General features: G+C 69.3%; 19 protein-coding genes, 1 tRNA gene and 1 pseudogene. 10 read left to right on the top strand and 11 right to left on the bottom strand.

Features of this window, described 5'->3' with window-relative positions; translation table 11 throughout:
• The first annotated feature begins 29 nt into the window (after positions 1-29).
• Genes AC1RRV_RS05770 through AC1RRV_RS05760 form a run of 3 tightly spaced genes read left to right on the top strand, consistent with a single transcriptional unit; the run spans position 30 to position 2,091 of the window.
• The gene (locus AC1RRV_RS05770) at positions 30-350 is read left to right on the top strand and encodes a flagellar biosynthetic protein FliO (RefSeq protein WP_492858623.1); all 321 of its coding nucleotides are present in this window, start codon (positions 30-32) and stop codon (positions 348-350) included.
• Entirely contained in the window at positions 347-1,147 is an 801-nt protein-coding gene (gene fliP / locus AC1RRV_RS05765; RefSeq protein ID WP_492858666.1) for a flagellar type III secretion system pore protein FliP, read from the top strand. The genes AC1RRV_RS05770 and fliP overlap by 4 nt, the downstream gene beginning before the upstream one ends.
• 32 nt (positions 1,148-1,179) lie before the next feature.
• Positions 1,180-2,091 carry a ribokinase gene (locus AC1RRV_RS05760; protein ID WP_492858622.1) on the top strand — a complete coding sequence of 304 codons (912 nt, stop codon included), beginning with the start codon at positions 1,180-1,182 and terminating at the stop codon, positions 2,089-2,091.
• A 12-nt stretch (positions 2,092-2,103) separates the two neighbouring features.
• On the opposite strand, the gene AC1RRV_RS05755 is transcribed toward AC1RRV_RS05760, so the two are convergent.
• The 5 genes from AC1RRV_RS05755 to hutG all read right to left on the bottom strand — a co-directional run bounded on the left by AC1RRV_RS05755 (position 2,104) and on the right by hutG (position 5,700).
• Positions 2,104-2,379, bottom strand: a complete 276-nt coding sequence (locus tag AC1RRV_RS05755) for a DUF5985 family protein (protein ID WP_492858621.1) — start codon at positions 2,377-2,379, stop codon at positions 2,104-2,106.
• On the bottom strand, positions 2,376-2,642 hold the full coding sequence (locus tag AC1RRV_RS05750) for a DUF5985 family protein (RefSeq protein ID WP_492858620.1): 267 nt from the start codon (positions 2,640-2,642) through the stop codon (positions 2,376-2,378). The genes AC1RRV_RS05755 and AC1RRV_RS05750 overlap by 4 nt, the downstream gene beginning before the upstream one ends.
• Entirely contained in the window at positions 2,639-3,013 is a 375-nt protein-coding gene (locus tag AC1RRV_RS05745; protein WP_492858619.1) for a hypothetical protein, read from the bottom strand. The genes AC1RRV_RS05750 and AC1RRV_RS05745 overlap by 4 nt, the downstream gene beginning before the upstream one ends.
• A 204-nt stretch (positions 3,014-3,217) precedes the next feature.
• Complete coding sequence (gene hutU, locus AC1RRV_RS05740) at positions 3,218-4,882, bottom strand: urocanate hydratase (RefSeq protein ID WP_492858618.1); 1,665 nt, start codon at positions 4,880-4,882, stop codon at positions 3,218-3,220.
• Complete coding sequence (gene hutG, locus AC1RRV_RS05735) at positions 4,879-5,700, bottom strand: N-formylglutamate deformylase (protein WP_492858617.1); 822 nt, start codon at positions 5,698-5,700, stop codon at positions 4,879-4,881. The genes hutU and hutG overlap by 4 nt, the downstream gene beginning before the upstream one ends.
• A gap of 5 nt (positions 5,701-5,705) precedes the next feature.
• On the opposite strand from hutG, the pseudogene AC1RRV_RS05730 reads away from it, so the two are divergent.
• Positions 5,706-5,777: pseudogene (locus tag AC1RRV_RS05730) on the top strand (hypothetical protein); the annotation flags it as partial.
• Positions 5,778-5,824: 47 nt separating this feature from the next.
• On the opposite strand, the gene hutH reads toward AC1RRV_RS05730, so the two are convergent.
• Together hutH and hutI are read right to left on the bottom strand one after the other, a co-directional pair.
• Positions 5,825-7,363 (bottom strand): histidine ammonia-lyase, encoded by a 1,539-nt coding sequence (gene hutH / locus AC1RRV_RS05725; RefSeq protein WP_492858616.1) that lies wholly within the window; start codon positions 7,361-7,363, stop codon positions 5,825-5,827.
• Positions 7,348-8,553: an imidazolonepropionase gene (gene hutI / locus AC1RRV_RS05720; protein ID WP_492858615.1), complete on the bottom strand. Its 1,206-nt coding sequence runs from the start codon at positions 8,551-8,553 to the stop codon at positions 7,348-7,350. The genes hutH and hutI overlap by 16 nt, the downstream gene beginning before the upstream one ends.
• Positions 8,554-8,638: 85 nt before the next feature.
• Here hutI and AC1RRV_RS05715 point away from each other — a divergent pair, with 85 nt between their 5' ends.
• From AC1RRV_RS05715 to AC1RRV_RS05705, 3 genes are all read left to right on the top strand, one after another.
• Positions 8,639-10,027: a formimidoylglutamate deiminase gene (locus tag AC1RRV_RS05715; RefSeq protein ID WP_492858613.1), complete on the top strand. Its 1,389-nt coding sequence runs from the start codon at positions 8,639-8,641 to the stop codon at positions 10,025-10,027.
• Positions 10,024-10,731, top strand: a complete 708-nt coding sequence (hutC, locus tag AC1RRV_RS05710) for a histidine utilization transcriptional repressor HutC (protein ID WP_492858612.1) — start codon at positions 10,024-10,026, stop codon at positions 10,729-10,731. The genes AC1RRV_RS05715 and hutC overlap by 4 nt, the downstream gene beginning before the upstream one ends.
• 86 nt (positions 10,732-10,817) lie before the next feature.
• Entirely contained in the window at positions 10,818-11,357 is a 540-nt protein-coding gene (locus AC1RRV_RS05705) for a DUF1993 domain-containing protein (RefSeq protein ID WP_492858611.1), read from the top strand.
• Between the two features lie 28 nt (positions 11,358-11,385).
• Here AC1RRV_RS05705 and AC1RRV_RS05700 read toward each other — a convergent pair whose 3' ends face one another.
• The 3 genes from AC1RRV_RS05700 to ybaK form a co-directional block, all read right to left on the bottom strand.
• Complete coding sequence (locus AC1RRV_RS05700; protein ID WP_492858610.1) at positions 11,386-11,799, bottom strand: GFA family protein; 414 nt, start codon at positions 11,797-11,799, stop codon at positions 11,386-11,388.
• Between the two features lie 41 nt (positions 11,800-11,840).
• Positions 11,841-11,917: transfer RNA gene (locus tag AC1RRV_RS05695), tRNA-Met, on the bottom strand.
• 251 nt (positions 11,918-12,168) lie between these two features.
• Complete coding sequence (ybaK, locus tag AC1RRV_RS05690; RefSeq protein WP_492858609.1) at positions 12,169-12,645, bottom strand: Cys-tRNA(Pro) deacylase; 477 nt, start codon at positions 12,643-12,645, stop codon at positions 12,169-12,171.
• A 48-nt stretch (positions 12,646-12,693) separates the two neighbouring features.
• Between ybaK and AC1RRV_RS05685 the strand changes: the two genes are divergently transcribed.
• The 3 genes from AC1RRV_RS05685 (at position 12,694) to AC1RRV_RS05675 (ending at position 17,029) form a co-directional block, all read left to right on the top strand.
• On the top strand, positions 12,694-14,370 hold the full coding sequence (locus tag AC1RRV_RS05685) for a copper resistance system multicopper oxidase (protein WP_492858608.1): 1,677 nt from the start codon (positions 12,694-12,696) through the stop codon (positions 14,368-14,370).
• 56 nt (positions 14,371-14,426) lie between these two features.
• A complete protein-coding gene (locus AC1RRV_RS05680) occupies positions 14,427-15,143 on the top strand; it encodes a copper resistance protein B (protein WP_492858665.1) in 717 nt (238 codons plus the stop codon).
• 293 nt (positions 15,144-15,436) lie between these two features.
• Positions 15,437-17,029, top strand: coding sequence for a fatty acid--CoA ligase (locus AC1RRV_RS05675; RefSeq protein ID WP_492858607.1), 1,593 nt, complete (start codon positions 15,437-15,439; stop codon positions 17,027-17,029).
• Positions 17,030-17,163: 134 nt separating this feature from the next.
• Here AC1RRV_RS05675 and AC1RRV_RS05670 read toward each other — a convergent pair whose 3' ends face one another.
• Complete coding sequence (locus AC1RRV_RS05670) at positions 17,164-18,087, bottom strand: Gfo/Idh/MocA family protein (protein ID WP_492858606.1); 924 nt, start codon at positions 18,085-18,087, stop codon at positions 17,164-17,166.
• Positions 18,088-18,217: the final 130 nt, after the last annotated feature.

Genomic DNA, 18,217 nt, shown 5'->3' with positions numbered 1-18,217 from the left:
GCGCCAAGTTGTCTCGCTTTGGGCGGTCCATGGTAGATCCCATCGAATTCCTTCGCGCCCTCGCGGCGCTGGCCGTCACGCTGGGCCTGATCGGCCTGGCCGCCTGGGCCCTGCGCAAGTTCGGACCCGACGCCGTGGGCCGGCTGATCGCCTCGCGCCAGGACCGGCGGCTGAAGATCGTCGAGAGCCTGGCCCTCGATCCCACCCGCCGCCTCGTGGTCGTCAGCCTGGACGGCGAGGAGCGCATGGTGCTGCTGGGCGACGGCAAGCTGCTGGACTGGGCGCCGACGCCCGGCGCGGCCAGGCCCGTGTCCGCCGCGACGGTCAAGGCTCCGGAGCCCGTGGTCTGATGCGCGACCTGTTCAAATCCGTGACGGGCGCCAAGGCCGAGGATCTTCGCCGCGCCGCGATCATCTCGGTGCTGGCCGGCATCGCCTGCGCCGTCATGCCGGCCGCGGCCATGGCCCAGTCGGCGGTGAACATTAACCTCGGCACGGGCGCGGGCCTGACCGATCGGGTCGTCCAGCTGGTCGGCCTGATGACGGTGCTGTCGCTGGCGCCGTCGATCGTGATCATGACCACCTCGTTCGTGCGGATCGTGGTGGTGCTGGGTCTGCTGAGGACCGCCATCGGCGTGCAGCAGAGCCCGCCGAACCCGGTGATCATCAGCTTGGCCCTGTTCCTGACCGCCATCGTCATGGGCCCGACCTTCGAGCGCTCCTACGACGCGGGCATCAAGCCGCTGCTGGACCACCAGATGGAGCTGCCCGAGGCCTTCGACGCCGCCAGTGGGCCGGTGAAGGGCTTCATGCTGCGCCAGGTCGACCGCGATGACCTTGCCCTGTTCGTGCGCCTGTCGAAGATCCCGACGCCGAAGACCGCCCAGGACACGCCGCTGAAGGTGGTGACCCCGGCCTTCATGATCTCGGAGTTGAAGCGCGCGTTCGAGATCGGCTTCCTGCTGTTCATTCCGTTCCTGGTCATCGACCTGGTCGTCGCCAGCGTCCTGATGAGCATGGGCATGATGATGTTGCCGCCCGCGTCGATCAGTCTGCCGTTCAAGCTGATCTTCTTCGTGCTAGTGGACGGCTGGCGACTCGTCGCGGGGAGCCTCGTGGAGAGCTTCCAGCGCGGCGGCGGCGGATAGCGACTGAACTAAAGACCAAGAAGACCAAGACCATGACCGTTTTCGTTCTCGGCTCGATCAATCTGGACGCCGTGGCGCGGGTCGATGACCTGCCGCGGCCGGGTGAGACGGTGGCCGGCCTTTCTCTGGAGCTGTTCCTGGGCGGCAAGGGCGCCAACCAGGCGGTCGCGGCCGCCCGCATGGGCTCGCCGACCCGCCTCATGGGGGCCGTCGGCGGCGACGACAGCGGCAAGAGCCTGAAGGCCAAGCTGGCCGGCTACGGCGTGCAGGTCGCCGACGTGATGGAGCTGGAAGGCGTGCCGACCGGCCAGGCCCACGTCTGGGTCGCCAACAGCGCCGAGAACATGATCGTCGTCACGGCCGGCGCCAACGCCCTGGTGACGCCCCAGCACGTGTCGGCTACGCCGATCGAGGGCCAGCGGGTCCTGCTCAGCCAGCTGGAGACGCCGGCCACCACCATCGAGGCCCTGTTCCGCACCGGCGCCGCCAAGGGCGCGCTGCGGGTGCTGAACGCCGCCCCGGCCCTGCCGCAGGGCGCGGCGCTGTTCCCACTGACCGACATCCTGATCCTGAACCAGACCGAGCTGGCGACCTACGGCAAGCTCGACCGCGAGCCCTCGCGCCTGGAAGAGGTCTCGATCGCCGCCCGCAAGCTGATGAGCCGCCCGGATCAGACGATCATCGTCACCCTGGGCTCGGCCGGCGTCGCCGCCGTGCGTCGCGACGAGGCGTTCCTGGTCGAGGGCAAGAAGGTCAAGGCCGTCGACACGGTCGGGGCCGGCGACTGCTTCTGCGGCTCCCTGGCCGCCGCCCTGGCGTCCGGCATGGAGCTGCGCGAGGCCGTCGAGCTGGCCAACGGCGCGGCCGCCTTGTCGGTCCAGAAGGCCGGCGCGGCGCCGTCCATGCCGTCCCGCCGCGAGGTCGAGTCCTTCTTGGAAGGGTGATGGCCGCGAAGGTTAGCCCTCCGGGTCGCGCCTCAGGTTCTTGCCGACCACCGCCACGATGATCAGCAGGAAGGCCGCCAGGCGGATCAGATAGATCCCGCCGCGCTCTTCCTGTGGGATGTTCAGCACCACCGGCAGCGCCTGGTTCACCGCCATCAGGGCGAAGGCGGCCGAGAAGGCCAGGAACAGCCACTCGCGCGTGCGACCCCAGAAGCGCAGGAAGAAGGCCGCCACCACCAGGAAGCCGACGGCCAGGCCGCCGGCGACCAGTCCCTCGAGCGGGTTCATTGGTCGACCTCCCAGATGAAGGCGTAGACCAGCACGGCGACGGCGGCGGCCAGGGCGATCTGGCGCGGCCACCACAGGTGAACCTGGGTCGGCAGCAAGACGAGATCGGCGAACAGCAGCAGGTTGTTGAGGGCCAGGAAGCCGAACGAGACGGCGGTCCACAGCAGCAGGCGGGTGCGGGCCTTCAGCCAGGCCCGCGTCAGCAGGCCGGCGCAGAGGAGGCTGGCCGCGAGGCACAGGCCATAGACGACGGCGGGCGTCATTTGTCCCCTCCCTTGAACTTGAAGGCGTCGGCCAGCGACTGCAGGCGTTCCACGGGCGCGGAGATCCAGCGGATCACCGTCACGGGGCGCACGCGATAGGTTTCCTCCAGCTCGTCGCACAGCGTCGCCAGGGCCGGGGCGGCGGGGCGATAGCGGAAGCAGCCCTTGTCGTCGGAAACGATCAGGCCGGCCGCGGCCAAGGTTTCCAGATTGCCGTCAACCAGGGCGTGGCTCGCCCGCAGCGTCTCGACGAGCTCGTCCGCCGACCAGCACCGCTCGGGGTCGGCCTTCAGCCTCAGCAGAAGCTCCAGCGCCCACACCGAGCGGATGTGCTCGCGTATGAAGCGGAAGACGTCAGGATCCCCGGTCACGTGGTCTCGTCGGCGGCCCCATTGGAGCGGGCGACCTTAAGCGACGAGACCCCGCGAGCAAGCTGAGCCGTGGGGATTTCTTGGATTTGGGCGCGACCCAACCCGAGCGCTCCAAGCTTCATCCTACTCGTCATCCCGGATAGCCTCTGCGAGGCTTCCGGGATGACGAGCGTTTTGAGACCGAAAGGGCTCTCGAAATCCGCCCTACAGGATGCCTGGCAGATCCAGGCCCTTCTCGCGGGCGCAGTCGAGGGCGATGTCGTAGCCGGCGTCGGCATGGCGCATGACGCCCGAGGCCGGGTCGTTCCACAGGACCCGCGCGATCCGCTTGGCGGCGGCTTCGGTGCCGTCGCAGACGATGACCATGCCGGCGTGCTGGGAGAAGCCCATGCCGACCCCGCCGCCATGATGCAGCGACACCCAGGTGGCGCCCGAGGCGGTGTTGAGCAGGGCGTTCAGCAGCGGCCAGTCCGACACGGCGTCCGAGCCGTCCTTCATCGCCTCGGTCTCACGGTTGGGCGAGGCGACCGAGCCGGAGTCGAGGTGGTCGCGACCGATGACGATCGGGGCCTTCAGCTCGCCGCTGGCGACCATTTCGTTGAAGGCCAGGCCCAGGCGATGACGGTCGCCCAGACCGACCCAGCAGATGCGCGCCGGCAGGCCCTGGAACTTGATTTTCTCGGCCGCCATGTCGAGCCAGTTGTGCAGGTGCGGGTTGTCCGGGATCAGCTCTTTGACCTTGGCGTCGGTCTTGGCGATGTCTTCCGGATCGCCCGACAGCGCCGCCCAGCGGAACGGCCCGATCCCCCGACAGAACAGCGGGCGGATATAGGCCGGCACGAAGCCGGGGAAGTCGAAGGCGTTGGCGACGCCTTCCTCCAGCGCCATCTGGCGGATGTTGTTGCCGTAGTCGACGGTGGGGACGCCGGCGGCCTGGAAGTCCAGCATGGCTTGCACGTGCACGGCCATCGAGGCGCGGGCGGCCTTGTCGACGCTGGCGGGGTCGCGCTCCTTGGCGTCGGCCCACTGGTCCAGGCTCCAGCCGGCCGGCAGGTAGCCGTTGATCGGGTCGTGGGCGCTGGTCTGGTCGGTCAGCAGGTCGGGGCGGATGCCGCGCTTGAACATCTGGGGCAGCAGCTCGGCGGCGTTGCCGAGCAGGCCGACCGAGATCGGGGTCTTGGCGGCGCAGGACTGCTCGATCCAGGCCAGGGCCTCGTCGAGGTTGTCGGTGGACCTGTCGAGATAGCCGGTGCGCAGGCGCATCTCGATCCGCGAGGGCTGGCACTCGATGGCCAGGCACGCCGCGCCAGCCATCACCGAGGCCAGGGGTTGCGCCCCGCCCATGCCGCCCAGGCCGGCCGTCAGCAGCCACTTGCCCGACAGGTCGCCGGCATAGTGCTGGCGGCCCATCTCGACGAAGGTTTCGTAGGTGCCCTGCACGATGCCCTGGGCGCCGATATAGATCCACGAGCCGGCGGTCATCTGGCCGTACATGGCCAGGCCCTTCCGATCGAGCTCGTTGAAGTGCTCCCAGGTCGCCCAGCGGGGCACGAGGTTGGAGTTGGCGATCAGCACGCGCGGCGCGTCGGCGTGGGTGCGGAAGACGCCGACCGGCTTGCCGGACTGGACCAGCAGAGTCTCGTCGTCCTCAAGTCGGCGCAGGGTCTCGACGATCTTGTCGAAGCTCTCCCAGTCGCGGGCGGCGCGGCCGATGCCGCCATAGACGACCAGTTCCTCCGGACGCTCGGCGACGTCGGGATGCAGGTTGTTCATCAGCATCCGCAGCGGCGCTTCGGTCAGCCACGACTTGGCGGAAAGCTCGGTCCCGGTGGCGGGGCGGATGACACGGGTGTTGTCGCGGCGGGTCATGCGGGGCTCCGGGCGGCGAAGGAAAGGCAGGCGGAAAGAACGTCCTCCAGCACCGCGCGCAGGGGTCCAGCGCGGTCGGCGTGGAAGGGCGTGGGCCAGGTGTCGGGTGTCGGGGCGTCAGCGGGATCGTCCATGTAGCCCCGGCAGGCCAGCTCCATCTGGATGGCGTGGACGCCGCTCGAAGGCTGCCCGTAGTGGCGTGTGGTCCAGCCGCCCTTGAAGCGGCCGTTGGTGACGCGGCTCCGACCCGAGGCGTCGCAGGCGGCCTCGACGGCGGCGGTCAGGGCGTCGTCGCAGCTGGCGCCGCTGTTGGTCCCGAGGTTGAACTGCGGCAGCTCGCCCTCGAACAGGCGCGGCACGCGCGAGCGGATCGAGTGGGCTTCGTACAGCACCACCGTCGGATGGACCGCGCGCAGGCGGTTGATCTCGGTGCGCAGGGCGGCGTGGTAGGGCTCGAAATAGGCCTCGCGCCGCGCGGCGATGTCGGCCGCGTCGGGCGCTTGGCCGTCGCGGTACAGCGGCTCGCCGTCGAAGGTGGTGGTGGGGCAGAGCTCGGTCGTCGTCTGGCCCGGATACAGCGAGACGCCCGACGGGTCGCGATTGACGTCGATCACCGTCCGCGAGATCGCCGTCCGAACGATCGTCGCGCCCATGCCCGCGGCGAAGGCGTAGAGCCGGTCGACCCACCAGTCGGCGTCCTTGCGGGCCAGCCAGGGCGAGACGAGGCGGGCCTCGATCTCGGCCGGGATCTCCGTGCCGGTGTGCGGGAGGCTGACGATCAGCGGGGCGGACCCGCGAACGACTTGGAGCCAATTCATTCCGTCATCCCGGCCGCAGCGCAGCGGAGAGCCGGGACCCAGGGGCCGGTGCAGTGCGGTCGCCCCTGGGTCCCGGATAGCCTCTGCGAGGCTTCCGGGATGACGAGGGAATTTGTAGCGGTCATCAGCTGACTCCCGGCAATTCACCCGCCGCCGCGATCACCGCCCCCGATCGCACCAAGGCGTTGGCGGCCTCCATGTCCGGATGGAAGTGACGGTCGTCGGTGAGGTGCGGGACCTTGCTCCGCGTCAGCTTGCGCACCGCCTCCAGGGCCTCGCTGGACCGCAGCGGCGCGTGGAAATCGCAGCCCTGCGCGGCGGCCAGGAGCTCGATGCCCAGCACGGCCGTGGCGCTCTCGACCATGCCCATCAGGCGCCGCGCGCCGTGGGCGGCCATCGAGACGTGGTCTTCCTGGTTGGCCGAGGTCGGGATCGAGTCGACGCTGGCCGGATAGGCCTTCTGCTTGTTCTCGGAGACCAGGGCGGCGGCCGTGACCTGCGGGATCATGAAGCCCGAGTTCAAGCCGGGCTTCGGCGTCAGGAAGGCCGGCAGACCCGACAGCGCGGGATCGACCAGCATGGCGATACGGCGCTCGGCGATCGAGCCGATCTCGCAGACCGCCAGCGCGATGATGTCGGCGGCGAAGGCCACCGGCTCGGCGTGGAAGTTGCCGCCCGACAGGGCCTCGTCCGTTTCCGGGAAGATCAGCGGATTGTCCGAGACGCCGTTGGCCTCGGTCTCCAGCGTCGCGGCGGCCTGGCGCAGGATGTCGAGGGCCGCGCCCATCACCTGCGGCTGGCAGCGCAGGCAGTAGGGGTCCTGGACGCGCTCGTCCTCCTTCAGGTGCGAGGCGCGGATCTCCGACGACGACATCAGCGCGCGCAAGGCGGCGGCGGTCTCGATCTGGCCGGCATGGCGGCGCAGGGTGTGGATGCGGAGATCGAACGGGGTGTCCGAACCCTTGGCGGCCTCGGTCGACAGGGCCCCGGTGACCAGGGCGGACTGGAACAGCAGCTCGGCCTCGAACAGCCCGGCCAGGGCGTTGGCGGTCGAGAACTGGGTGCCGTTCAGCAGCGCCAGGCCCTCCTTGGGGCCCAGGGTGAGGGACGCCAGGCCGGCTTGCTTCAAAGCTTCCGCGGCCGGCAGGCGTTGGTCGCCAACGAAGATCTCGCCGACCCCGATCATGGTCGCGGCCATGTGGGCCAGCGGCGCCAGATCGCCCGAGGCGCCGACCGAACCCTGGCACGGCACAACCGGCGTCAGGCCCTGGACCAGCATCGCCTCCAGTAGGCGCACCGTCTCGACGCGGACGCCTGAAGCGCCCTGCGCCAGGCTGGCCAGCTTCAGGGCCAGCATTAGGCGGATCACCGGAACCGGCGAGGGTTCGCCGACGCCCGCCGCGTGGGACAGGACGATGTTCCGTTGCAGGGTTTCCAGGTCCGCGTCGCCGATGCGGACGCTGGCCAGTTTCCCGAAGCCGGTGTTGATGCCGTAGACCGGCTCGTGGCGGGCCAGGATGCGTTCGACGGCTCTGGCGCTCTCGGCGATCACGGGCCAGGCGGTCTCGGACAGCCGCGCGGTCGCGCCGCGATAGATCATCTTCCACTCGGCCAGCGGGACCGCGCCGGGGTTCAGAACAAGGTCGGTCACTGGCCTCTCCACACGCGCGCATGGAGCGGGTTGAAGCCCATGCGATAGACAAGTTCGGCGGGACGCTCGATGTCCCAGATGGCGAGATCGCAGGCCTTGCCGGCCTCCAGCGTCCCGCGGTCGTTCAGCAGGTCCAGGGCCCGCGCGGCCTCGCGCGTCACGCCGGCCAGGCACTCCTCGACGGTCATCCGGAAGAGGGTGGCGGCCATGTTCATGACCAGCAGCGGCGAGGTCAGGGGCGAGGTGCCGGGATTGCAGTCGGTGGCCAGGGCCATCGGCACGCCGGCCTCGCGCAGGGCCGCGATCGGCGGGACCTTGGTCTCGCGGGTGAAGTAGTAGGCGCCCGGCAGCAGGGTCGCGACGGTGCGAGAAGCGGCCATGGCCTGTATCCCCGCCGCGTCCAGGTGCTCCAGGTGATCGGCAGACAGGGCGTCGAACTCGACCGCCAGGGCGGCCCCGTTCAGGTTCGACAGTTGCTCGGCGTGCAGCTTGACCGGGAGGCCGTGGTCGCGGGCGGTCTCGAACACGCGGCGGATCTGTGCAGGCGAAAAACCGATGCCCTCGCAGAAGCCGTCGACCGCGTCGGCCAGGCCCCGCGCGGCGATGGCCGGGATCATCTTCTCGCAGACCAGGGCGATATAGGCGTCCGGATCGTCGCGATATTCCGGCGGCAGGGCGTGGGCGCCGAGGAAGGTCGTGCTGACCCCGACGCGGCGGATCTCGGCCAGGGCGCGGGCGGCGCGCAGGCTCTTGACCTCGTCGTCCAGCGATAGGCCGTAGCCGGACTTGATCTCGACCGTCGTGACGCCCTCGGCGATCAGGGCGTCGAGGCGGGGCAGGGCGGCCTGCACCAGTTCTTCTTCCGAGGCCGCGCGGGTGGCGCGCATGGTCGAGACGATGCCGCCGCCGGCCCTGGCGATCTCTTCGTAGCTGGCCCCGGCCAGGCGCAGCTCGAACTCGTGGGCGCGGTCGCCGGCGAAGACCAGATGCGTGTGCGGGTCGATCAGGCCGGGGGTGATCCAACGGCTCTCGACATCGATCGTTTCGGCGGTCTCGAAGACAGGCGCGTCGGCGGCGGAGCCGACATAGGCGATGCGACCGTCCAGGCAGGCGAGGACGCCGTCCTCGACGATGCCCAGCCCTTCGCGGTCCGGCGCGAGGGTGGCGAGACGGGCGTTGATCCACACCCGATCACAGCGCATGAGCCTGCCTCCAAACCGCGCTAGCCGACCCTTGCGGCGCGCTTCAATATGTATAGACATATTTGCGAACGATGAGGCTTGTCCAGTGACCGACGCGCAGAATCCGACAGGCGACCCCGACTCTTCGACCGTGGTCTGGTGCGAGAGCGCCCTGCTGGCCGACGGCTGGGCGCGCGGCGTAAAGTTCACGATTACCGACGGTCGCATCGCCCGGATCGATACCGACACCTCGGCCGGTGACGCCGTTCGCCTCGGCCCCGCCCTGCCGGGCCTGGGCAATGTCCACAGCCACGCCTTCCAGCGCGCCATGGCGGGCCTGGCCGAGACGCGCGGCGAAACGGGGGACAACTTCTGGACCTGGCGCGAGGTCATGTACCGCTTCCTGGAGCGGCTCGACCCCGACATGGCCCAGGCCATCGCCGCCATGGGCCAGATGGAGATGCTGGAGGGCGGCTTCACGCGGGTGGGCGAGTTCCACTACCTGCACCACGCGCCCGACGGCGGCGTCTATGACAACCCGGCCGAGATGGCCGTCCGCATGGCGGCGGCGGCGGATGAGACGGGAATCGGCCTGACCTTGCTGCCGGTGTTCTACGCCCACGCGAACTTCGGCGGCCTGCCGCCGACCGATGGCCAGAAGCGCTTCATCCACGACGTCGACGGCTTCGCGCGCCTGGTCGAGGCTTGCCGGGACGTCGCCGCCGACCTGCCCGAGGCGGTGGTCGGCATCGCGCCGCACAGTCTGCGCGCGGTGACGCCCGAGGAGCTGGACGCCATCATTCCACTGGCCGCCGGCGGTCCGATCCACATGCATGTGGCCGAGCAGACCAAGGAGGTCGACGACTGCCTGGCCGCCACGGGTCAGCGTCCCGTCCGCTGGCTGATGAACCACACGGATGTGGGCAAGCAGTGGTGCCTGATCCACGCCACCCATATCAACGCCACCGAGACCGAGCGCCTGGCCAAGAGCGGCGCCGTCGCGGGCCTCTGCCCGGTGACCGAGGCCAATCTGGGCGACGGCATCTTCCCGACCCCGGACTATCTGGCGGCTGGCGGGAGCTTTGGGATCGGCACCGACTCCAACATCCTGATCAGCGCCGCCGAGGAACTGCGGACGATGGAGTACGCCCAGCGCCTGTCCCGTCGGGCTCGCAATGTGCTGGCGGGCGGTCCGCGCCGTTCGACCGGCGGCGACCTGTGGCGCGCGGCGACCATGGGCGGGGCGCAGGCTCTAGGCGTGGGGCGCGGCGGCCTGCGTCGCGGCGCGGCGGCGGACTTCATCACCCTGGACCGGGAGCACCCGAACCTGGCCGGTCGCTCGGGCGACACCCTGATCGACAGCCTGGTCTTCGCCGGCGGCGGTATCGACACGGTCTGGCGTCACGGCAAGCAGCTGGTCTCCGGCGGCCGCCACCATGCGCGCGAGGCGATCCAGGCGCGCTACGTCCAGACCCTGAAGGCCCTGCTGGCGTGACGGGGCCGCTGCACCAGCGCATCCGCTCGGACATCGAGGCCCGTATCCGCTCGGGCGAGTGGGAGCCGGGCCACCGGGCGCCGACCGAGGCCGAGCTGATGACCGAGTATGGCTGCGCGCGGATGACCGTGAGCAAGGCCATGACCGCCCTGGTCGAGGCCGGGTTGATCGTGCGTCGCAAGCGGGCCGGCTCGTTCGTGGCCCGGCCCAAGGTCCACGCCCCGGTGCTGAACATCCCTGACATCCAGTCCGAGATCGTCGCGCGCGGCGAGACCTACGGCTTCCGCCTGCTGTCGCGCCGGGTGCGGGCGGCCGACCGCGACAGTCCCGAAGAGGTCGAGCTGGCGGCCGGCGGCAAGCTGCTGGAACTGGACGGGGTCCACGACGCGGGCGGCCGGCCCTTCGCCCTGGAGCGCCGCGTGGTCTCGCTGAAGGCCGCGCCCGAGATCGCGGAGGCGGACTTCGACGCCGTTCCTCCCGGCGCCTGGCTGCTGGAACACGTCGCCTGGACCGAGGCCGAGAGCCGCATCGGCGCGATCAACGCCGACGCCGAGGAGGCCCGCCTGCTGGCGCTGGACGAGGGCGCGGCCTGCCTGGTCGTCGACCGTCGCACCTGGCGCGAAGGCCAGCACGTCACCCGCGTGCGGCAGGTGTTTCCGGGCGAGGCCTACGATCTGGTCGCAAGGTTTGGGCCTTCCGTCTAATTCCCTCCACCGTCGGCGCACGACGCATTATGGGTTGGCGCATCAACGCTCTGTCCGCTTTCCTGCGGCCTGGACCGGAGGACCCCATGGACCTGTACGCGCTCACCATCCCCACCTACGTCCAGATGCTGAAGGGGCTCGGCAACCAGCTGACCAAGGCCGAGGCCTTCGCGGCCGAGACCGGCGTGGCGCCCGAGGACTTGCTGGACGCGCGGCTGGCGCCGGACATGTTCCCGCTGTCGACCCAGGTGCGGTTCGTCTGCACTCAATCCAGCGACCTGCTGCGCCACCTGACCGGCGCGGAGTCCTTCGCCCCGGCCGAGGACGCCACCGACTTCGACGGGCTGCGGGCCCAACTGGCCGACGCCGCGGAGCGGCTGCAGGCCACGCCCGCTTCGGTCTTCGACGGCGTCGCCGACAAGAAGATCGAGCTGAAAATGCCCAATGGCATTGTCTTCGACATGAACGGAGAGCAGTTCGTCCGCGACTGGGCCCTGGCCCAGTTCTATTTCCACCTGACCGCCGCCTACGCGATCCTGCGCCACAAGGGCGTGGCGCTCGGAAAGCCCGACTGGGTCAGCCACATGTTCGCCTACATCCGGCCGGGGACGTTTCCGGGCGGTTAGTCCGGCCCAAATCTAGTCCGGCCCCAATCTAGTCCGGCATCGTCTCGAATATCGCCACGCCCTCGGGCGGGATCACCCAGTCCGGCCGGTCGCGGTTGAACAGGAGCATGGCCGGCTTGTAGAGGCTCGGGTCGTCCAGGCTGCCGGCATAGATCGTGTGGCTGTCTTGCAAGCCGTGCTCGCCGCCGAAGACGAGGCCGCCGCAGGTCGGGCACGAGTTGCGGGTCGCCTCGCCGCCCCGAAACGCGCGGCTACGGTATTGGCGCGTCGGACCGGTGATCGTCAGGGCCTCGGCCGCAAACCCCATGAACGGGATGAAGCCGGACCCCGAGGCCCTGCGGCAATCGCCACAGCAGCACATGCCCATATAGTCCGGCGCGCGGTCGGCTTCCCAGCGCAACGCGCCGCACAGGCATCCGCCTTTGAAGGTGTTTTCCGTCATGCCGGAGAGCGTAGGACGCGGCGCGAAGGCCGGTCAAATCCTGGTAGCTGGAGGCGGGATCGAACCGCCGACCTGTGGGTTATGAATCCACCGCTCTAACCATCTGAGCTACCCAGCCAGACCAGGAGGCGCGGCTTATAGGCGAGAACCGCGCGGGATTTCAAGTCGCTGGCGGTTCGTCCAAAAATTCAAACCCTCTCAATCGCCTTCCTGGGCCCTGTGCCCAGGACCCATCGTTCGGCTCGCTTTGAGATGGGCTGGTGTTCTGGGCTTTGGGGCGGCGCTAGATCGGACAGTCGGGATCGCCCGCGGGCGTGGATCCTGGGCACAAGGCCCAGGAAGGCGGGGTTTCGCGCTTGGCGGAAATGCTTAGTCGGCCACGATCGCCGCCGTCACCGCGCCCAGGGCCTTGACCGCATCCGCCGGCGCGAGCTTCACCTGCAAACCCCGCTGGCCGCCGTTGATGAAGACGTAGGGCTCGGCGAGGGCGGCTTCCTCCAGCACGGTCGGCAGGCGCTTCTTCTGGCCAAACGGGCTGACGCCGCCGACCTTGTAGCCGGTGATCCGCTCGGCGTCGGCGACAGGGGCCATGGCGGCCGACTTGCCCTTCAGGGCCGCGGCCAGCTTCTTCATGCTGACCTCCTTGTCCGAGGGCAGGATGGCGCAGGCGGGCTTGCCGTCCAGCATCACGACCAGGGTCTTGAGCACCCGGCACGCGTCCTCGCCCAGGGCCTCGGCGGCCTGCAGGCCCACGCGCTCGGAGCCGGGGTCGTAGTCGTACGTATGCAGGTCGAACGCGACGCCGGCCTTGGTCAGTGCGATCGTGGCGGGGGTGCTCTTGGACATGAACCGGGTGATACCCAAGTGCGCCCAAGGTTGGAATACGGATAGGCGATGATCGATCGACGGATCTTGCTGCGCGGCGCCTTGGGCTTGGGGGCGGTCGGACTGCTGCCCGCTTGGGCGACAGCCGGCGAGTCCGGCCGGTCGCCGGAAGCGCTGACCGGCGAGGAGATCAAGCTGACCGTCGGCCACACCATGGCGAAGATCGACGGGAAGACCGGCCACGCCGTCACCGTCAATGGCGGTATCCCCGGCCCGCTGATCCGGCTGAAGGAGGGCCAGCGCGTCCGGCTGTCGGTGACCAACACCCTGGACGAGGACACGTCCATTCACTGGCACGGCCTGCTGGTGCCGTTTCAGATGGACGGCGTGCCGGGCGTCAGCTTCCCGGGCGTCAAGCCGGGCGAGACCTTCACCTACGACTTCCCGGTGCGACAGGCGGGGACCTACTGGTGGCACAGCCATTCGGGCCTGCAGGAGCAGGTCGGCCACTACGGTCCGATGATCATCGACCCGGTGGGCGAGGACCCCATTCCCTACGACCGCGAGCACGTCGTGGTGCTGTCGGACTGGAGCTTTGAACATCCCCACGAGCTGTTCCGGAAGCTGAAGGCCAATGCCGGCCACTTCAACATGCGAAAGCAGACGGTGGCGGGCCTGCTGGCGGGCGAGGACCAGTCGCTAAAGGATCGCGTCGCTTGGGCCAAGATGCGGATGGACCCCACCGACATCGCCGACGTCACGGGTTCGACCTACACCTACCTGATCAACGGCCACGGGCCGGGCGACAACTGGACGGGCCTGTTCGCGCCCGGCGAGCGCGTGCGGCTGAGGTTCATCAACGCCGCGGCCATGAGCATCTTCAATGTCCGCATTCCGGGCCTGTCGCTGGAGGTCGTGGCGACCGACGGCCAGCCGGTGTCGCCGGTGTCGGTGGACGAGTTTCAGATCGCGCCGGCCGAGACCTATGACGTCATCGTGCGCCCGGTCGAGGACAAGGCCTTCACCCTGGTCGCCGAGGCTTCGGACCGTTCGGGGATGGCGCGCGGAACGCTCGCGCCGCGCCTGGGCATGAGCGCCGCCATCCCGCCGCTGCGCAAGCGTCCTCTCGCGACCATGAAGGACATGGGCATGGGGAGCATGGGGCATGGGATGGACATGCCGGGCATGGACATGTCGATGCGGGCTCAGAGCAACGCGCCGAACGTGCCGCTGACGCCGGGCGTCCAGACCATCTCGCCGATGCCGATGGACCGCATGGCGGAGGCGCCGCAAGGTCTGGAGGGCGTCGGCCACAAGGTGCTGCGCTACGCCGACCTCGCCAACCTGCACGGACCCAAGGACACCCGCCCGCCCGGCCGGACGATGGAGATCCACCTGACCGGCAATATGGAACGTTTCATGTGGGCGTTCGATGGCGAGGCGTTCGGGCCGATCAAGAAACCGATCGCCTTCGAGCGCGGCGAGCGGGTCCGCGTGGTGCTGATCAACGACACCATGATGGCCCATCCGATCCACCTGCACGGCCACTTCTTCGAGCTGGTCAACGGCCAGGACCGCCAGCCACTGAAGCACACGGTCAATGTCGCGCCTGGCGGCAAGGTCGCCTTCGACCTGACGGCCGATGAGCCCGGCGACTGGGCCTTCCACTGCCACCTGCTGCTGCACATGCACGCGGGGATGTTCAACGTCGTCACCGTGCGGCCGCTCGACGGGGGCGCGACGTGATCTTAGCTCAGCACGAGCACCATCAGCCGGCGCCGGATCCACATGCTGGCCACGACATGTCGGCCATGAAGCCGGCCGCCGACGTCAAGCCGCCGCCCATTCCGACCGACCACGCCGCCGAGCGCTTCTACAGCGGCGCGGCCATGGCGGCCGCTCGCGCCCAGTTGATGAAGGAGCATGGCGGCGGGACCGCCTGGACCGTCCGCGCCGACGTTCTGGAATACCGCTCGCGCGAGGGCGATGACGCCCAGGCGTTCGAGGGCGAAGCCTGGTGGGGCGGCGACGCCTCCAAATGGGTGGTCAAGGCGCGGGGCGAGCGCGTGGGCGGCCACGGCTGGGAGCGCGGCGAGGCCGAGGTCCTGAACGCGTGGCCGGTCGGTCCCTATTTCGACCTCCAGGCCGGCGTCCGCTACGACCTGGCGCCGAAAGGTCGGAGCTATGCGACCGTGGGTTTCGAGGGGCTCGCGCCCTACTGGTTCGAGGTTCAGGGCGCGGCCTATCTCTCGGACAGGGGCGAGGTGTCGGCGCGGGCCGAAGCCTCCTACGACCTGCGCCTGGCCCAGAAGTTGATCCTGCAGCCGCGTGTCGAGGCCGACTTGGCCGAGGCTGGGGCGGCGAGGGTCGAGGGCGGCCTGCGCCTGCGCTACGAGATCACCCGCGAATTCGCGCCCTATGTGGGCCTGGTCCGCGAGCGCGCGTACGGCCCGGCGGTGGTTGCTGGAGAACGCGCCGGGAGCACGGCGGTGGTGGTGGGTGTGAAGGCCTGGCGGTAAACGCGACTGCTCCCAGCACTAAAAAGTCATCGCCTTCCTGGGCCTTGTGCCCAGGACCCATGGTTCAGCTGGCGCGGCTTCGGAACGTCGCGCGACCACGCTGGCGGCGCCTTCGTCGAACGATCCAGGGCCTGGCCCGGCCATGGATCCTCGCCACAAGGGCGAGGAAGGCAAATGAAAGGGTGGCTCCCCTCAAGCCACCTATCGTTACGGATAGCTTGCCGCCAACGTAACGCGGGCCCAGCATCCGTTTGACCGGACGCCAGATCCGGCGACCGAGGGAGCCAGACTTGATGTCCGACGCGATCGACTTCGACCGCATGCGAACCCTGGGCGACGTCGCCCGCTATCACGCCGAGGCGCGGCCCGAAGCGACGGCCTTCAGTTTCGAGGGCCGCGAGACAAGCTTCGCCCAGTTCGACCGCCATGCGAACCAGGTCGCCAACGCCTTGATCGCCGCGGGCCTGTCGACCGGCGACCGCGTCGCCTATGTCGGCAAGAACAGCGACCACTATTTCGAGCTTCTGATCGGGGCCGCCAAGGCCGGGGTGGTGACCACGCCGATCGGCTGGCGCTTGGCCCCGCCCGAGATGGCCTATATCGTCGCCGACAGCGACGCCAAGCTGGTCTTCGTCGGCCCCGAACTGATCGCCCACGTCGGGCAGGTCGCCGCCGAGCTGACCCATCGCCCGGTGGTCATCGCCATGGAGGCCGAAGGAGCGGGCGAGCACCCGACCTTCGAGGGCTGGCGGGATGCGCACTCCGACACCGACCCGCACAAGCCGATCGAGACCTCGGACATCGCCATCCAGCTTTACACCTCGGGCACGACGGGGCGGCCCAAGGGCGCGATGCTGACCCACGACAACCTGCTGGGCATGCGCCGCGAGGCCTCGAAGAACCCGATGGAATGGAACCAATGGGGCCCGACCGATGTCAGCCTGGTGGCCATGCCGGTGGCCCATATCGGCGGCACGGGCTGGGGCCTCGTCGGCCTGATCAACGGCGCCAAGGGCGTGGTGGCCCGCGAGTTCGATCCCTTCAAGGTGCTGGACTTCATCGAGAAGGACCGGGTCTCGAAGATGTTCATGGTGCCGGCGGCTTTGCAGATCGTGGTGCGCCAGCCCCGGGCGCGCGAGATCGACTATTCGCGCCTGACCCACATCCTTTATGGCGCGGCGCCCATCCCGCTGGATCTGCTGCGCGAGTGCATGGAGGTGTTCGGCTGCGGCTTCGTTCAGCAGTACGGCATGACCGAGACGACCGGCACGGTGGTTTATCTGCCGCCCGAGGACCACGACCCGGCCGGGAACAAGCGCATGCGCGCGGCGGGGCTGCCGATGCCGGGCGTCGAGATCAAGGTCATGGACGAGGTCGGCGCCACTCTGCCGGTCAATGCGGTCGGCGAGATCGCCATCCGCTCGCGCTCGAACATGGCCGGCTACTGGAAGCTGGACGAGGCCACGGCCAAGACGGTCGACGCCGACGGCTGGCTGCGCACCGGCGACGCCGGCTACCTGGACGAGGACGGCTATCTGTTCATCCACGACCGGGTGAAGGACATGATCATCTCGGGCGGCGAGAACATCTATCCGGCCGAGGTCGAGAGCGCCGTCTACGGCCACCCGCACGTGGCCGAGGTGGCGGTGATCGGGGTGCCCGATGACAAGTGGGGCGAGGCCGTCAAGGCGGTGGTCGCGGCCAAGCCCGGCGTGACCCCCGACGCGGAGGACATCATCGCCTTCGCCCGGACGCGGATCGCCCACTTCAAGGCGCCCAAGAGCGTCGACTTCGTGGCGGCGCTGCCGCGCAACGCCTCGGGCAAGATCCTACGGCGGGAATTGCGGGCGCCGTACTGGGAGGGGCGTGAGCGGCAGGTGAACTAACGATCAAATCCTCCCCCTGGCGGGGGAGGTGGTCGCGAAGCGGCCGGAGGGGGAAGTTCTCCTGGCCCGGCATCTTCCCCCTCCGTCGTCTCTTCGAGCCGACACCTCCCCCGTTAGGGGGAGGATTTTGGGGCCTACTCCACGAACGCTTCCACGACCTCGCGCGTCCCGACCAGGAACGCGTCCGCCACCAGGGTCAGCGGCCGTACGTCCACCTCCGACCGGCCCTCGGCCACCAGCCCCGCGAACCGGTCATAGAGTCCCGGATATTCCCGGTTCTCGCCATCCACGACGACCGTCCCGTCGATCTCCAGCTTCGCGCCGCCCAGAGACAGCTTCAGCACGCCGTCGTCGGTCCAGGCGGTGATGTCCCAGGTCTGCGGGCCGGTCTGCAGGAAGTCGAGGTCGGCGGTGATCGCCGCGCCGCACAGGGTGGTCATGTCGACATGACCGGCGATCGGCGATTGGACGTTCTCGGGCACCTGTAAGCGCGCGTCGGTGACGAACACCTCGGCCGGCATGATCTCGGTCAGGATCGACAGGGCGTTGATGGCCGGGTCGAAGACGCCCATGCCGCCGGCCTGCCAGATCCAGGTCTGGCCCGGATGCCAGCGGCGGACGTCCTCGCGCCATTCGATCGCCAGCTTGCGGACGGTGCGCCGGGCCAGCCAGGCCTTGGCTCGCGGCACGCCGGCGGCGAAGCGGGAGTGCCAGCTGGTGAACAGCACCACGCCATGCTCGCGGGCGACGGCGGCCAGCTCGGCGACCTCGCTGACCGTGGCGCCCGGCGGCTTCTCGAGAAACACGTGCTTGCCGGCGCGCAGGGCGGAAAGCGCCGTCTCGCGCCGCGCCTGGGGCGGGGTGCAGAGGGCGACGGCGTCCAGCGCCGGACCCCGGCTCAGCATCGCGTCGATGTCGTGGAAGACCGGGATCGCCCCGAGGTCCGGCAGGCTGCGGCTGGCGGCGGCGGCGAGGGTGAAACGCGGGTCCGCCGCCAGGGCGGGGATGTGCTGATCATGGGCGATCTTGCCCACGCCGACGAGGCCGATCCGGATCACGCGTACTTCCTCCCGTCGGCGTTCAGCGCCGTGGCGGCCTAATTATAGTATAAATGAAGCGGCGCAAGCGGCGGGCAAAAAAAGGAGCGCCGCCGAGGCGACGCTCCTGAAAGGGAAGAGACTGAAGGGG

The organism is Caulobacter sp. GW821-FHT11E10 (genome assembly GCF_058808375.1).
Note: the sequence above shows the minus strand (reverse complement) of the source record. Positions and strands in the feature narration are given on the sequence as shown.